Origin of the sequence: Oricola indica (assembly GCF_019966595.1) — a bacterium.
Lineage (GTDB): Bacteria > Pseudomonadota > Alphaproteobacteria > Rhizobiales > Rhizobiaceae > Oricola > Oricola indica.
Genome location: NZ_JAINFJ010000008.1, coordinates 167,565 through 179,730, shown reverse-complemented (window position 1 = coordinate 179,730; position 12,166 = coordinate 167,565). Strand labels below are relative to the sequence as shown.

General features: G+C 62.6%; 20 protein-coding genes. 8 read left to right on the top strand and 12 right to left on the bottom strand.

What is annotated here, in order from left to right:
• Positions 1-132 precede the first annotated feature (132 nt).
• The 11 genes from LC343_RS18895 to LC343_RS18845 form a co-directional block, all read right to left on the bottom strand.
• Positions 133-795, bottom strand: coding sequence for a hypothetical protein (locus LC343_RS18895; protein WP_223478731.1), 663 nt, complete (start codon positions 793-795; stop codon positions 133-135).
• Complete coding sequence (locus tag LC343_RS18890; protein ID WP_223478730.1) at positions 792-1,091, bottom strand: hypothetical protein; 300 nt, start codon at positions 1,089-1,091, stop codon at positions 792-794. The genes LC343_RS18895 and LC343_RS18890 overlap by 4 nt, the downstream gene beginning before the upstream one ends.
• A complete protein-coding gene (locus tag LC343_RS18885) occupies positions 1,088-1,381 on the bottom strand; it encodes a hypothetical protein (protein ID WP_223478729.1) in 294 nt (97 codons plus the stop codon). The genes LC343_RS18890 and LC343_RS18885 overlap by 4 nt, the downstream gene beginning before the upstream one ends.
• Entirely contained in the window at positions 1,375-2,223 is an 849-nt protein-coding gene (locus LC343_RS18880) for a DNA-methyltransferase (RefSeq protein WP_223478728.1), read from the bottom strand. The genes LC343_RS18885 and LC343_RS18880 overlap by 7 nt, the downstream gene beginning before the upstream one ends.
• A 96-nt stretch (positions 2,224-2,319) precedes the next feature.
• Positions 2,320-3,237 (bottom strand): DUF2303 family protein, encoded by a 918-nt coding sequence (locus LC343_RS18875; RefSeq protein ID WP_223478727.1) that lies wholly within the window; start codon positions 3,235-3,237, stop codon positions 2,320-2,322.
• Positions 3,238-3,316: 79 nt separating this feature from the next.
• Entirely contained in the window at positions 3,317-3,685 is a 369-nt protein-coding gene (locus LC343_RS18870; protein WP_223478726.1) for a hypothetical protein, read from the bottom strand.
• Between the two features lie 31 nt (positions 3,686-3,716).
• Positions 3,717-4,289 (bottom strand): hypothetical protein, encoded by a 573-nt coding sequence (locus tag LC343_RS18865; RefSeq protein WP_223478725.1) that lies wholly within the window; start codon positions 4,287-4,289, stop codon positions 3,717-3,719.
• Entirely contained in the window at positions 4,289-4,942 is a 654-nt protein-coding gene (locus LC343_RS18860; RefSeq protein WP_223478724.1) for a hypothetical protein, read from the bottom strand. Before LC343_RS18860 ends, LC343_RS18865 begins: the two co-directional genes overlap by 1 nt.
• Positions 4,943-5,150: 208 nt before the next feature.
• Positions 5,151-5,612, bottom strand: a complete 462-nt coding sequence (locus tag LC343_RS18855) for a phage regulatory CII family protein (protein WP_223478723.1) — start codon at positions 5,610-5,612, stop codon at positions 5,151-5,153.
• A 263-nt stretch (positions 5,613-5,875) separates the two neighbouring features.
• Positions 5,876-6,136: a hypothetical protein gene (locus LC343_RS18850; RefSeq protein WP_223478722.1), complete on the bottom strand. Its 261-nt coding sequence runs from the start codon at positions 6,134-6,136 to the stop codon at positions 5,876-5,878.
• Positions 6,133-6,381 carry a hypothetical protein gene (locus LC343_RS18845; RefSeq protein WP_223478721.1) on the bottom strand — a complete coding sequence of 83 codons (249 nt, stop codon included), beginning with the start codon at positions 6,379-6,381 and terminating at the stop codon, positions 6,133-6,135. Before LC343_RS18845 ends, LC343_RS18850 begins: the two co-directional genes overlap by 4 nt.
• Positions 6,382-6,470: 89 nt before the next feature.
• Here LC343_RS18845 and LC343_RS18840 point away from each other — a divergent pair, with 89 nt between their 5' ends.
• Together LC343_RS18840 and LC343_RS18835 are read left to right on the top strand one after the other, a co-directional pair.
• On the top strand, positions 6,471-7,160 hold the full coding sequence (locus tag LC343_RS18840; protein ID WP_223478720.1) for an XRE family transcriptional regulator: 690 nt from the start codon (positions 6,471-6,473) through the stop codon (positions 7,158-7,160).
• 109 nt (positions 7,161-7,269) lie between these two features.
• A complete protein-coding gene (locus LC343_RS18835) occupies positions 7,270-8,427 on the top strand; it encodes an esterase/lipase family protein (protein WP_223478719.1) in 1,158 nt (385 codons plus the stop codon).
• Between the two features lie 43 nt (positions 8,428-8,470).
• On the opposite strand, the gene LC343_RS18830 is transcribed toward LC343_RS18835, so the two are convergent.
• Entirely contained in the window at positions 8,471-8,860 is a 390-nt protein-coding gene (locus tag LC343_RS18830; RefSeq protein WP_223478718.1) for a hypothetical protein, read from the bottom strand.
• A 218-nt stretch (positions 8,861-9,078) separates the two neighbouring features.
• On the opposite strand from LC343_RS18830, the gene LC343_RS18825 reads away from it, so the two are divergent.
• From LC343_RS18825 to LC343_RS18800, 6 genes are all read left to right on the top strand, one after another.
• Positions 9,079-9,381, top strand: a complete 303-nt coding sequence (locus LC343_RS18825) for a hypothetical protein (protein WP_223478717.1) — start codon at positions 9,079-9,081, stop codon at positions 9,379-9,381.
• Positions 9,378-9,593, top strand: coding sequence for a hypothetical protein (locus tag LC343_RS18820; protein WP_223478716.1), 216 nt, complete (start codon positions 9,378-9,380; stop codon positions 9,591-9,593). The genes LC343_RS18825 and LC343_RS18820 overlap by 4 nt, the downstream gene beginning before the upstream one ends.
• Positions 9,593-9,802 carry a hypothetical protein gene (locus tag LC343_RS18815; RefSeq protein ID WP_223478715.1) on the top strand — a complete coding sequence of 70 codons (210 nt, stop codon included), beginning with the start codon at positions 9,593-9,595 and terminating at the stop codon, positions 9,800-9,802. The genes LC343_RS18820 and LC343_RS18815 overlap by 1 nt, the downstream gene beginning before the upstream one ends.
• Positions 9,795-10,214 (top strand): hypothetical protein, encoded by a 420-nt coding sequence (locus LC343_RS18810; RefSeq protein WP_223478714.1) that lies wholly within the window; start codon positions 9,795-9,797, stop codon positions 10,212-10,214. Before LC343_RS18815 ends, LC343_RS18810 begins: the two co-directional genes overlap by 8 nt.
• Complete coding sequence (locus LC343_RS18805) at positions 10,211-10,675, top strand: hypothetical protein (protein WP_223478713.1); 465 nt, start codon at positions 10,211-10,213, stop codon at positions 10,673-10,675. Before LC343_RS18810 ends, LC343_RS18805 begins: the two co-directional genes overlap by 4 nt.
• A 310-nt stretch (positions 10,676-10,985) precedes the next feature.
• The gene (locus LC343_RS18800) at positions 10,986-12,128 is read left to right on the top strand and encodes a tyrosine-type recombinase/integrase (RefSeq protein ID WP_223478712.1); all 1,143 of its coding nucleotides are present in this window, start codon (positions 10,986-10,988) and stop codon (positions 12,126-12,128) included.
• Positions 12,129-12,166: the final 38 nt, after the last annotated feature.

Here is a 12,166-nt window from a genome sequence, read left to right as displayed (position 1 = left end):
CCCAGAACGCACGCCATCCTTCCGAACGCGACGCTGCAGACATGTCTCGCAAATGCCTGATATCGAACAGTTTCGGGTATCGGCGTCCGCATTCATCGCAATGCAGGCTTGCAACGCCTTCGCGCTTGAGGATCACGCCACCCTCCCGACGTCTGCCACTGCGTGGTCACCCCATTGCGCCGCCATGGCCGCCGCAATGCCGGGGAATGTTCGTGAGCGAATGCGCCAGCGTTCCGGGCCGGGAGGCGCCCGATGAACAACAGACCAAGCTTTGTGTTCTTCGGTCCCCGGTCTGGGCGGGATGAGCCGGTTCGTCGCGGTGAGCGCCGGCAGCCCCCGCAGGTAGAAACTCGTTGCCTTGAAGGCCTTTTCGCCGAACCACCATGGCTGGACCGTCTGTGCGGGCCGCTCATAGTTGACGATCCGTTCTTTGGCGTAGCGATGCATGACCGGGTTCTCGACAGCGATCCTGTCAATCGGCGCATTCCAGACGGCTGAAAACAATGCCGCCCCATCATCGAGCTCCCGCCACATGTCGTCGTTCGATCGTCCCGGCGGAGGCGTATGAAGCCAGCGAACGCCGGAATTGCAGAGGCGCGTACACGGCGGATGGGCGACCATCATCAGGTCCCATCCATCATCAAGAATTTCGCGCACATCGCAGCGGATATGCCGGTTCGAACCGTCCTCGGCCGGCAGAATGTCATTCGACCAAGCATCATACCCGCGCGCCAGAAAAGCGCGCCGAACGACGCCGGAGGTTTCGCAAGCGATCAGCACCCGCAACGGCCTCATGTCCGCGTCTCCCGAAGCCTGCCCAGGATGCCTGAAAGCGTCCGGGTTTCCCGTGAAACGAGTGCTGGAACATCTTGTTTTTTAACGGTAAAATACGATCTTGGATCGAGGTCGAATGCGTGACAAAGCGCCATCATGTTCGGCGGGGAGAGAGGCTGCTGATTGATTGCACGCGACAGAGAATTGATGGTCAGGAAGGGAAACACGCCGACGCACTGCCGATAGGACAGGCCACGAAGGCCCGCCTTCACGTCGGCGGAGAACAGCCCGTAATCGAAGTGCGGGCGCTCCTTCATTCCCCCACCTCCACACCCAGAGCCGCCCAGACGCTCGCGCGCGCCTCGTCGTCGGCTTCACCGGCAAGCGTCGAAGCATAGGCGTCGCGGGAGATACGCGCGTCGCGGCAGACGATCCTGGCAATCTGCTCACCGGCCTTTCGGCGATAAGCGGGCGGAATCGGCTTTCCGGGAGGAATGCGTTCACCGCGCCGCTCGAACGCCTCCACATGCATCCTCCCCGCCAGGGCGCCGATACGTGCGAGGACGAATTGCTGAAGGCCGATCGCGGACAGGTCTGGCGTCAACATGGATCACCCTCCCCGAACAACGGCACCGGCGCCGCCCTCCTTTGCGTGGGCGTCTGGACCCTTGCACGGCCGGCGGCCCGGTCCAGTTTCGATGCCGCGTCCCGCTCCCATTCGCAGCGCTGTACGGCGACCTCGAAATAGGCGCGGGCCTGCTCGAACAATTTGAAGCGGCGGCCCGTCCGCAAGGCGGCGACGCCGGTCGATCCGGATCCCGCGAAGGGATCGAGAACCATGTCTCCCGGCTGCGAAAACAGCGAAATCAGATCGGCAAGCAGGGCGATCGGCTTTTCGGTCGGATGCCGTCCGTCCCGGTCCGGCGGATTGCAGGGAAATTCGAACCAGTTGCGGCGACCGCCGCCATTCCAGCGCGCGACGCCCTTGCCGCACCAAACGGCGACAAAGGCCTCGACGCCCATGGCAGGCCCCTGCCCGTTGAATTGTGGCGCGCAGTCGGGCTTGGCCCAGAAACAGGCGCGCTTGTATTTTGCGCCGGCAGCCTCGAGCGCATCGCGCCATGGCGCGATGCCTTCCGGCGTGCAGAATATCAGTGCCCAGCCGGCCGTAACGCGAACGATTTCACGGGCCACCTCGGCCCGGATCGGCTCGATCGACGCGAAATCGAGCATCTGCATTTCGACATAACCGTCGCTGCGCAGCTTTCTGCCGCGCGCGCCAGCCTTCGCGTTGTGCATGTGGGATTCGTAAGGCGGATCGGCGAGCGTCAGGTCGACGCAGTTCGCCGGCATTTCGGCAAGCGGAACACGACAGTCGACATGCCAGACCTCGTCGAGGCCGACATGGACAATGTCTGTGTGATCTGACGCCTGCTCTTCGCGTGCCATGGATCTCTGCGGAAAAATGCGAAACGGAAATCTGGCGGCACGCAACACAAGCCCCGCCGGGGAAGGCCCGCCCGCTGCCGGGCGAGCCGTTATCGACTAGCGTTCAGGCGCGCCCTCGAAGACAGGCAGGGACGTTTTCTTGCCCGCCTCCTGCAGGTCGCGCTGAACCTGTTCACGCAGCCAGAATTCCCAGCGATAGAGCTGGTAGAACCAGTGGATCGACCCGCCGCCCAGCCGGTAGCGAAGCCGCGCCGGAATGCGCAGCGCTTCACCGTCGACAAAGGCCGGCACCGACACCATGAACACGCCGGGGATGTCGACCTTGTCGCCCTTGCCGTCCTTGTGTTCCGTGGTGAACTCGATCGTGCGCTCTCCGGTCGAAAGCCGCTCGCCGCGCTTGGCCTTGGCGCCAACGAACACTTCAAGCTCGCGCGACAGCATGATCAGCTCGGAAGGCGTGGCGAAGCGCTCCTTGAACAGCCGCTCGAACTCGCCCTTTTCCATTTCAGAGGGCGAGGCCAGTTCGGCCGCGTGGTCCTCGATGAAGGCCGCGAAATCGCCCTGCTCCATCGGCTTGCCGTCGCATTCGACCCAGGCCTTGAATTCCTCGGTCAGCGGGAAGGCATATTCGATCCTGTGCCCCAGCCATTTCGGGTCATGATCGAGACTGTGATAGTCGATGACGGCCGTCAGCTTCGGGTTCGGCCAGGCCGTTTCGCCGAAGATGACCGAGTCGTCATCCTTGTGGCGATCGATCAGCGCGCAGAAGGCGGAAAGCGTGTCGGCGCGGGCAATGCCCGTCCGGCGCTTCGGCATCTGCCGGTATTTCTCGACCTCGCCGGCAAGGGCAGTAAAGGTCTTGGAGTCGCGGTTGAAGGCGAGCGGTACCTGTTCGGGCAGGCCTTCGCCCAGACCCGTCAGCTTGACGATTTCGACATGCGGATCCGAGGCACGTTTGCCGAGATCCGCGATGTCCTTGACGGCGAGGCCGTCCGGAATGCTCTTGTCACTCATGGTTGGTTCCCTTTCGGTTGGCAGTCACGGATTCCCGCCGGCGGCTTGCCGCCAACCGGCGAGGCAGAAATTCAACGGCCTATTCGGCCGCGGTCACCCGGTCGGCGTATTTGCCTTCCGGCTCATCTCCGTCGACGCCGCGCGGCGAGGAGAACATGTTGATCTGGTTGGGGTGTTCGACCGACAGATGACCGTCATCGATCCAGAACGGCGTCTTTACGAACTTGGTCGTGTCGGGCAGCTTGGATTTCACGTCCGCCTTGATGTCGATGCGCCCGAGCTCGTATTCGAAGGTCACCTTGAGCGTGACCTCGGCCTTGCCCTTGTCCGCCGGCATTTCCTCCAGCGCATTCAGGCAATTCTCCATTTCTTCATCGAGCTTGCGGGACACTTCGCCCCGGCTCAAAAGCCCGATCATTTCGCGGAAGGTCCGCAGCAATCTGCTCATCTCCGTCTCCTTCTCTCCAGGTTTCATGCCGTCAGCGACGACGGTGTCTGCCGCCGAACGAAGCGCCGTAGAGCGCACGGAGGCGGTTTTCTTCGGCCTGCCGGGCCGCAGAGTCGGTGTTTGGCATCGGCGGACGCAGAAGATCGGCCATCGACGGCTCGAGCGGAGGCGACTCGCCGGCCTGACATTCAGGCGAAGCCGGCAAGCGCGACCGCGCGTCCGAGCCGATGCGAGGCCCCGCCGGAGCGCCTTCGGCGCGTGAGGCATGAGAACCAGCTTCGCGATCACGCTTGCGACGGCCTTCGCCAATGAAGAAATCGGCACGCCCGACCGTGATGCCGAACATGTCCGCGATGTCACCGATCGGCGTACCGAGATCGGCAAGCCGAGCGATCTGGCGCGCCTCCGCTGCAGAAATGGGCGTGGTCCGGAGCTGCCGGCCCGACTCATAGAGGTCGGTATGCGGTCCTTTCCGTCCTTCCACGGCATCGACGGTCGAAGCCAGACGATCCGCAATGTCCTCAAGCGATACCCCACGATGGTGGAGAGCCTGCGCTTCCGCGATTTCGGGAAGGGTCAGAGGTATCTGCTGTGCAGCGCTCATCATGCCCCCCCCTTGATCCTGGCGCCGGAGGGCGCATCCAGATCCTTTTCAATCCGCTTTGCGGTGCGTTCGAGCTCGTCGAAACGAGACGCCAGCTTGCGCGCTTCCTCGAGTTGTTTCGTCGCCCCCTTGAACAGGTTCTTCATGTCCGCGATCAGCGGAGCCGCCTTTTCGAGGAATTCGTCATAGTCGGGATTGGACGCGGCCGGACCGAACAGCGCTTCACGGACCTCGGCCACCCAGGCACGCGGCACGCCAAGGTCACGAGCGATTGCACCATCCGTCCAGGGCGGCGTATAGCCGCTGCGGTCGTCCAGATAGACCTCGTCAATCTTCGCGAAAACGATGCGGCGATCCTCGCGCGTCATCGTCCGCGGCTCGTCTGCCTGCGGCTTTTCCATATCGATCACCTTGAGGTTGCGCCGCCGCACCTTGGAGCAGGTGGGACAGCGGTCATGCTTGGCCGATTTTCCAACCAGCCAGCCGTGATTGCGGAAGTACTGGGCGGCCGCGACGGGGTTGAGCCGGGTCTTGCCGGTCTGCACCATCACCTGATGCGCCTTGCACGTCGCTTCGCCGCATTCGATGCGAAATCCGGAAAGCGCCTTTCCATCCCTGACGACCTTCTCGAACTGGAAGACGCGGTCGCTCATGACCTCCAAACCTCCCAATCCGCGCGGCCAGCGACGTAGAGATCACAGAGGCGCTCACGCCCCTCCACGGCGCGCTGCGCCAGTTCGTCCGGAAACACCGCCAGAAGAGAATTCTGGTCGAGGACGCGGAAATTTCGGCTTGGTTGCGCAGAACGCCAGCGCCTCGACATCGACCTGTCGGGCGGCACGGACACGGAGGGTGCGGCACTCATGAGCCTTCTCCCGGACCGGTCAGTTTCGCGGCAAGGCGGTTGAGCGCGGCGTTGGCTTCCTCGATCTCCCGGCGGATATCGGCCGCCTCGCGGCTATCGACGCCGCCATCGACGAGCGCGGTAGCGAGGGCCGATACGACATCTCCGGTCTCGCGGGCGATCGTCGCGATATCCTCGAGATCGGGCGCGGAGCCCGCAGCCTGAAGCGGAACCAGGCGATAACCGTTGAGGCGGGCCAAGGCGCCGACAACGATCGGCGCGCCTGCGTCGCGATCGAGGTCCAGCGCCACGTCGAGCGGCATGTGGCTGTCGTCGCGATTGGCGTTGGCGTAGTTCGACAGCGCAGGAGCGCCGACCCGTGTGGCATGGCAGAAACAATCGCCTCCTCCGACGCGCTTGAGCGCCAGCCGGACAGCAGCCTTCAGCGCGAGCCGGTCATGATCGCTGGACGCTCTCATGCTGGCTCCGCCGCAAGTTTTCCGGAATCTATTGCCGTGCTTGCGCAGGCCGGAACGTGCAAAGCTGCGCCAGGACAAAACGGCCGGCGGACCAGCGATGGAGAGGAAGGTCCGCCGGCCAGCGCGACACTGGTCCCATGTGTCGCGTATCGCGCGCCGCGGGAGGAGATGCGACGCGCAATCCGGTGAATGCTCACGACCCCATGACGGAGGCCACGCAATGAACGACTCGGAACGAAGCGGTGAGATATGGCTGAAACCATTCAGCGGCCCTCCCCGTTGTGGACCGCCGTTTCAAACTCGAGAATCTGACGTTGGCGCTCCATCGCAGGGAGGCCAATGCGTTGTGCCTCCTTGGCGATCAGACGCGACACCATGTCGTCAATCGAGAAGCCGTGATAAGAGGCAACGATCGGCAACAGCCACGCCGCTTCCGGTCCGACAGAAACCACACAGGACGTCTCGTCGGGAAATTCCGCGACGAGACCGCCAAAGGCGATCCTGGCAAAAGGCCGACCAGTCATTCGGCGGCCTCAATTTTCGGAGTGGGGCGTGTGATACCTGCCGGCCAGACGGCATTGGCCGGCCAGTTTTCGGACAGCCATTGCAGTTTTCGATCCAGCAGCCGCGATCCAATGTCACCGCCATCGGCAATCTCGTCGAGGCGCGTTCCGCGGCTGAAAAGCACTGTAGACAGCCGCGAGCGGCTGATCGGCGCAGCAGCGCAGAATTGATCGCAGACAGCAATGAGGTGGTCGGTTTGGCTCATGGCTGCGCACATTTGCGTACGTTTGTACGCATGTCAAGCTACAAACATACGCTAACGCCTGCACCGCTGCGCGTACAATAATACGCGCCATGACTGAGACGATGCACGACCGCCTCCGAAAACGGCTCAAGGCCGTAAACATGGTTCCGAACGAGGCCTCGCTCGCCGCCGGCCTCAGCCGCGGCTATCTGCAATCAGTTTTCAATAGGGAGAAAACTGGCGGCGGCGCCAATATCCGCGAACTGGCAAAACTTGCACCGGTACTGAAAACGACGGTGACTTATCTGATAAATGGCGAAGGTCCCGAAACAGCGTCCACACCTGCTTCGGAAGCCATTCCCGCACCCGTCTCACCACAGCCGCCGGTGCCACATGCGCCTTCACGTTATCTACCTGTTTACGGACTAGCGGCCGGGTCAGTGACCGGCATGCTGACCATGACGAACGACGCGATCGAGGAAGTCCCCTCGCCCGAGGTACTAGCGCGCGTGCGCGACGCCTACGCCGTCATCGTCACCGGATCGTCCATGGAACCCCGCTACACCGCCGGCGACTATGTCTTCGTGCATCCGCACAAGCCAATCCGCCAGGGCGACCATGTCATCATTCAGGAAGCGCGGGACGGCGGAACCGTGGTCTCGATCAAGCGCTTCGAACGGCTAACGGACACCCACCTCGTGACGGTGCAATACAATCCACCGGAAGAGGTCAAGTTCCCGCGAGACCAGATTACGGCTATGCACCGCGTCCTGACGTCGAACGAGGTCGCCGGGGTCTAGCGACCGAGCAATAAATTCGGCCGAAATACTGACACTGCAAACTCTGATACTTTGAGACGCGTACGCCCACTGCTATTCTTATCTGGGCGGCGACGGGGGAGTTCGGCCAATGGAAGATTTTTGGGACACCCTGGTTAGCATTCAGTATTCTGGCAATACTGGCGCTTTCCAGTCACAGGCCGTGGCAATGTATTTCGTGGCCTGGCCGGTCGTTCTCCTTGCCGCCCTGGCCATTGTGACGTTCGTGCAGCGCAGGCTGAGGATTCAGGCGGAGCTCCACCGTAACGGTTCACATATTCCGCAATTGGGTACCGCGCCACTTACGCGCTGGTTTCGAATAATTCGAGGCATCGCGATTACGATCGCCGCACTTGCTATACTCGTCATCTTATTCTTCTACTACCTCGAATACGCCCGGCCTTTGCCGCCTGAGATCGGACTAGCCCCAATCGAAGTTCGGGAGAATGACTTCAAGGCTGGACCTGATAATCCGGAAAAGCAGGCTCTTCGCGAATTGCGCTGGGGTGAACTCGCCTTTGACGACGATCTTGCGCTCAGTCCCGACCAGGCTCAGACAATGCAGGAGAACGCCGAAAACAAACGGGACAAGCTTATCGTCTTTATTCACGGATGGACCGGCGACCAGTCCACATTCGAACAATTTCCGACGCTCGTGCAAGCCGACCCGCTGATGCAGACCTATAGCACCTATCTCTTACACTATCCGACACTGATGGTGCGCAGAAATCTGCGAGTTCCGGATATCGCGACCGCCCTCCGAAACCTCCTCCTGCGCGACCTCGCGATCAATCAATACGAGAAAATCTACTTCGTCGCGCACAGCATGGGTGGCCTGATCGCCCGGCAGACTTTCATCTACAACCAGCTCGGTGAGAACAAATTACCTCTTCGCGGCATCGTTTCGCTGGGAAGTCCGTTTGCGGGTACACCGCTCGCGAGCTATCCGCGACTCCTCGGTCTCGGCGACGAACTGACCTCGGATATGTCACCGACCTCCACTTACATTCGAGATCTCCAGACCTTGTGGCTGGTCGCCGATGCCGGCCAATCAGCTATGTGGAAATTCTGCTTCGCCAGCGTTCTGGACAAGGTTGTGGCAGTAGAAAGCGCTGTCGCGGGCTGCGGCGCCTACAACGAAAAATTCGCGACGTTCGGCCATATCGACCTGGTGAAGCCGATCGACCTGGACGACGAGCGCTACAAGCGCGTGATTTCGACGATTTTGCTCGACGCCAAGTTCAACTGAACACGCGCAGAAAAAGACAAGGGTCTATAATCGGCGCCCTACATCACGATTCGCTGGCCGCCTGATCGGGCATCAGCGGCGAATTGCATTGTTGCTCGCGGATCCGCGCCTCCAGCGCCTGCTTCTCGCCCTTTCTCTGGGCAATCAGCCCTTCCTTGTCGCCGCCCGTGAGGCTGGACATCGGCACCCCGATCAAAAAGACGCCAACCGCATCTCCGGTTACCGCCTGCCGTTGATCGACCATCAGATTGTTCAGCACCGTATTGGTGTTGAGCAGCTGCGAATTCAGCTGGTCGCAGTCCAACCCGGCAAACGCATTGACCGGCGCCGGCGTCGGCGCGATCGCATCCGGATTCTTCGCACAGGCCGCCACCGCCAGCCCGCCAAACGCGCATACCAATAAAAGCGAAAGCCTCGCCCCGTTCCCCGCCATACAACCAATCCCCCTCGCCATTTCGCGTCATGGTCGCGAAATGTCTCTATCCGAGCAAGCGTACATTCGTACGCATGCACGCTTGACGCGTACATATGTACGCATTATCGTCCATTCCCGCCCCTACCACCCAAGCCGGGCCGGTGCAGTTCGTTTCGTGTAGCTCCGGCCGCCTCCAGCGAAAGAAGGCAACCGCCAACATGCGAGAGGATAGCTTCATGATCCGCTTCCGCGAGACCATCCGCGAGGCACGCGCGCCGGCCATCATCGGCCGGCCGTGCCAGGACAATGCGAACCGCAACCGGCAGTCGGTGCGCGCCCGCATGACCGACGTCATGCTCGAGATCGGCTTCGCCGGGCAGCCATGCGACCCGGACATGCTGCGTCTGCACAACTTCTCCGACGCCGAGATCGAGACCCACGGTCCCGCCGCGGCGGCGGATGCTCGCAAACGCGCCATCCGGAGGGTGGACGGGGCCCCCGCCAGCGGCTCGCCGCTTAAGGGCGGGGCAGCATCATGAGCTCCTCCCTTCTCGACGCTGTTCGAGACACCCGCCCGCCCAGCGCCGAAGTTGAACGGGAACTGGATATCCAGTTCGGGGCCGATGACTTCCCGCCGCCCCGCGTCGGGCTGGAAGCCGTGCTGGTCTTTGCCGCCATGGCCGCCGCCGGCGTTGCCGGCTTCGCGCTCGGCCTGATGCACGAGGGCTGCGTCATAGGAGTGTGCGGCTGATGGCGACGCTGGCCGACTTCGAACAGATTTGGGAGGCACTGGAGTCAAGCGCGCCGTTGCCGCGCAAATCGAGCGCCTTCGGCCAGCGCGCCACACCGGAGCGCTCCGCCATTCTCGCCCAACGCAAGCACCTGCTCGGCTTTCTGGAAAATATCGACGGCGACCTCAGCGTCGCCGAACTGCGCGAGGCGCTCGAAGACTATGAGTGACGTGCCGGGACTCCCGCCAGCGAGCGACGCTAACCTGCCCATCCTCGAGGAATTCGCCGACGCCTCATGCCATGGCGAGCGGGCCGACATGCTGCTGAAGATGCCGCTCTATCTGGTCGCCCGCGACTGCCTGGCGCTGACCAGAACCTGCGCCGCCACCGGCTTCGAGGGCGGTCTCCTCTATTGCGAGCTGGTCACGGCGGCGCTGCATTCGCGGCGCGGGCCGGATGGCGGCTTCCGGGGCGACATCGCCGACCAGGTCGCCACCGCCGGAGCGGCCCTGCAGGATCTCGCCAACCAGTGGCGGCCAGTGACCGACGAGGACGGCATCTGCCGAGCGCTCGAGGAATGTACCTGCGCGCCTACGCGCGCCGCCCGCGAAAAGTGTCCATCATGGAGGTTCACACGATGAGTTCTCGCATATACGTCGCATCATCTTGGCGTAACACCCACCAGCCCGGAATTGTCGCTGGACTGCGGGAAAACGGCCATGAGGTCTATGACTTCCGAAACCCGCCGAACGGCGTTCCCGGCTTTGCATGGTCCGAGATTGACCCGGACTGGCAGGCGTGGAGCGCAGCCCGCTATCGCGATCTGCTGACATCCGATCCGATCGCCGCGCGCGGGTTCATGAGCGACCTGCGGGGAATGCAGTGGGCCGACACTTGCCTCCTGGTCCTGCCTTGCGGCCGGAGCGCCCACCTCGAGGCCGGATGGTTCTGCGGTCAGGGGAAGCGATGCATCATCCTGACACGCGACGGTGAAGAGCCGGAATTGATGGCCCTCCTGGCGACCGACATTTGCGTCTCGTTCGCGGAGGTTCTGGAGGTGCTGGACGGGACTTCCCAGCGCCTTGGGAGCAACAGCCGATGAACCTCTGGCCGCTCGCCCTCCCCGCCTTCCTCGCCGCCTTCGTGGCCTATGCCTTTTTCCGCGCGATCCCGCCGAACGAGGATGGAGAAGATCGTGGCTGAACACACCAAGCCGGATGGCGAGGCGCTTAAAGTCGGAGGCCACTAGCAATGCCCCTCCTCACACCCTCCGAAGCCGCGCGGGAACTCGGCATCACGCCGAAGCACTTGCGCGAGCTGCCTATTCCGTTCGTTAATGTCGGCGCGGGCGAGCGCGTGACGCGCCGCTATCGGCCGGAGGCGCTGGCCGTGTTCATGGAGGAGCGAAGCGGATGTCCGTCTACCGACCGAAAAGAGCCGACGGAACGCGCGAGCCGGAGTACATCTATGACTTTCGATCCAAAGGTCGTCGATTTTCTGGCTCGACTGGACAGACAGATCGCCGGGAAGCCGAGAAATTCGAAAAGCGGCTCCGCGAAAAGCTCAAATCCGAAGAAGCCGACCGCAAGAAGCCGCTAACCTTTCGCCAGGCCGTCGCGCTCTACTGGTCCGAGGTCGGACAGTTTCACCGCAATGTGCAGGACACCGAACGCGCGCTGGCATGGCTGACGCGCGAGATCGGCGGCGCAACGCCCATCGCTTCAATCGGCAACCGCCGCGTCGCCGAGCTGGTCGCCAAACGAAGATCCGATCAAGTCGCGAACAAGACCGTGAACCTCCAGGTCATCGAACCGTTGCGCGGCATCCTGCGCCGGGCCGACGAGGTCTGGGAACAGAAGGTGCAGCGTATTGAATGGAAGCGCCATACCTTGCCGGTGAAACGCGAGCATGTGCGCGAGGCAACGGCCGAGGAGGAGCAGAAACTGCGCGCCGCCGTCCGGCCAGACTATCGCCATGTCATCGACTTCGCCTTCCTGACCGGCTGCCGCATGGCCGAGATCGTCGGGCTGATCTGGAAGGACGTCGATTTCTTCAACAAGGAGTTCACCGTCACCGGCAAGGGTGACAAGGCGCGCACGCTGCCGATGACGCGGCCGATCTTCGAGCTGCTCTGGGCAGCGAAGGACCACCATCCGACCGCCGTCTTTACCTTCGTCGCCGAGAAGACGCGCGACATCGGAGGCGAGCGTCGCGTGCGCGGCCGGCGCTATCCGGTCACCTATGACGGGTTGAAGACGGAGTGGCGGCGCGCCCGCGAGGATTCCGGCGTCGAGAATTTCCGCTTTCACGACATGCGCCACACCGCCGCCAGCCGCGTAGCCCGCGCCACCGGCGACCTGCGCATGGTCCGCGACCTGCTCGGCCACGAGGAGATCGCCACGACGATGCGCTATGCGCACCTGACAAAGAAGGATCTGCGAGCCGGTCTGGAGGCCGCCCACGCGCGCCATTATGCGGAAAACGCCATGGAAAACACCACGAATTCCGACGCCAAAGCCGCCAAGCTATTGATCAAAAACAAAAACCGCCGGTGAAAACCGACGGTCCCAAACCAGATGCGCTACCAGGCTGC

Excerpts from the sequence above, each read along its gene's own strand:
- LC343_RS18895 (WP_223478731.1), bottom strand. The coding sequence starts at position 795 with ATGAGGCCGTTGCGGGTGCTGATCGCTTGCGAAACCTCCGGCGTCGTT.
- LC343_RS18890 (WP_223478730.1), bottom strand. The coding sequence starts at position 1,091 with ATGAAGGAGCGCCCGCACTTCGATTACGGGCTGTTCTCCGCCGACGTG.
- LC343_RS18885 (WP_223478729.1), bottom strand. The coding sequence starts at position 1,381 with ATGTTGACGCCAGACCTGTCCGCGATCGGCCTTCAGCAATTCGTCCTC.
- LC343_RS18880 (WP_223478728.1), bottom strand. The coding sequence starts at position 2,223 with ATGGCACGCGAAGAGCAGGCGTCAGATCACACAGACATTGTCCATGTC.
- LC343_RS18875 (WP_223478727.1), bottom strand. The coding sequence starts at position 3,237 with ATGAGTGACAAGAGCATTCCGGACGGCCTCGCCGTCAAGGACATCGCG.
- LC343_RS18870 (WP_223478726.1), bottom strand. The coding sequence starts at position 3,685 with ATGAGCAGATTGCTGCGGACCTTCCGCGAAATGATCGGGCTTTTGAGC.
- LC343_RS18865 (WP_223478725.1), bottom strand. The coding sequence starts at position 4,289 with ATGAGCGCTGCACAGCAGATACCTCTGACCCTTCCCGAAATCGCGGAA.
- LC343_RS18860 (WP_223478724.1), bottom strand. The coding sequence starts at position 4,942 with ATGAGCGACCGCGTCTTCCAGTTCGAGAAGGTCGTCAGGGATGGAAAG.
- LC343_RS18855 (WP_223478723.1), bottom strand. The coding sequence starts at position 5,612 with ATGAGAGCGTCCAGCGATCATGACCGGCTCGCGCTGAAGGCTGCTGTC.
- LC343_RS18850 (WP_223478722.1), bottom strand. The coding sequence starts at position 6,136 with ATGACTGGTCGGCCTTTTGCCAGGATCGCCTTTGGCGGTCTCGTCGCG.
- LC343_RS18845 (WP_223478721.1), bottom strand. The coding sequence starts at position 6,381 with ATGAGCCAAACCGACCACCTCATTGCTGTCTGCGATCAATTCTGCGCT.
- LC343_RS18840 (WP_223478720.1), top strand. The coding sequence starts at position 6,471 with ATGACTGAGACGATGCACGACCGCCTCCGAAAACGGCTCAAGGCCGTA.
- LC343_RS18835 (WP_223478719.1), top strand. The coding sequence starts at position 7,270 with ATGGAAGATTTTTGGGACACCCTGGTTAGCATTCAGTATTCTGGCAAT.
- LC343_RS18830 (WP_223478718.1), bottom strand. The coding sequence starts at position 8,860 with ATGGCGGGGAACGGGGCGAGGCTTTCGCTTTTATTGGTATGCGCGTTT.
- LC343_RS18825 (WP_223478717.1), top strand. The coding sequence starts at position 9,079 with ATGATCCGCTTCCGCGAGACCATCCGCGAGGCACGCGCGCCGGCCATC.
- LC343_RS18820 (WP_223478716.1), top strand. The coding sequence starts at position 9,378 with ATGAGCTCCTCCCTTCTCGACGCTGTTCGAGACACCCGCCCGCCCAGC.
- LC343_RS18815 (WP_223478715.1), top strand. The coding sequence starts at position 9,593 with ATGGCGACGCTGGCCGACTTCGAACAGATTTGGGAGGCACTGGAGTCA.
- LC343_RS18810 (WP_223478714.1), top strand. The coding sequence starts at position 9,795 with ATGAGTGACGTGCCGGGACTCCCGCCAGCGAGCGACGCTAACCTGCCC.
- LC343_RS18805 (WP_223478713.1), top strand. The coding sequence starts at position 10,211 with ATGAGTTCTCGCATATACGTCGCATCATCTTGGCGTAACACCCACCAG.
- LC343_RS18800 (WP_223478712.1), top strand. The coding sequence starts at position 10,986 with ATGTCCGTCTACCGACCGAAAAGAGCCGACGGAACGCGCGAGCCGGAG.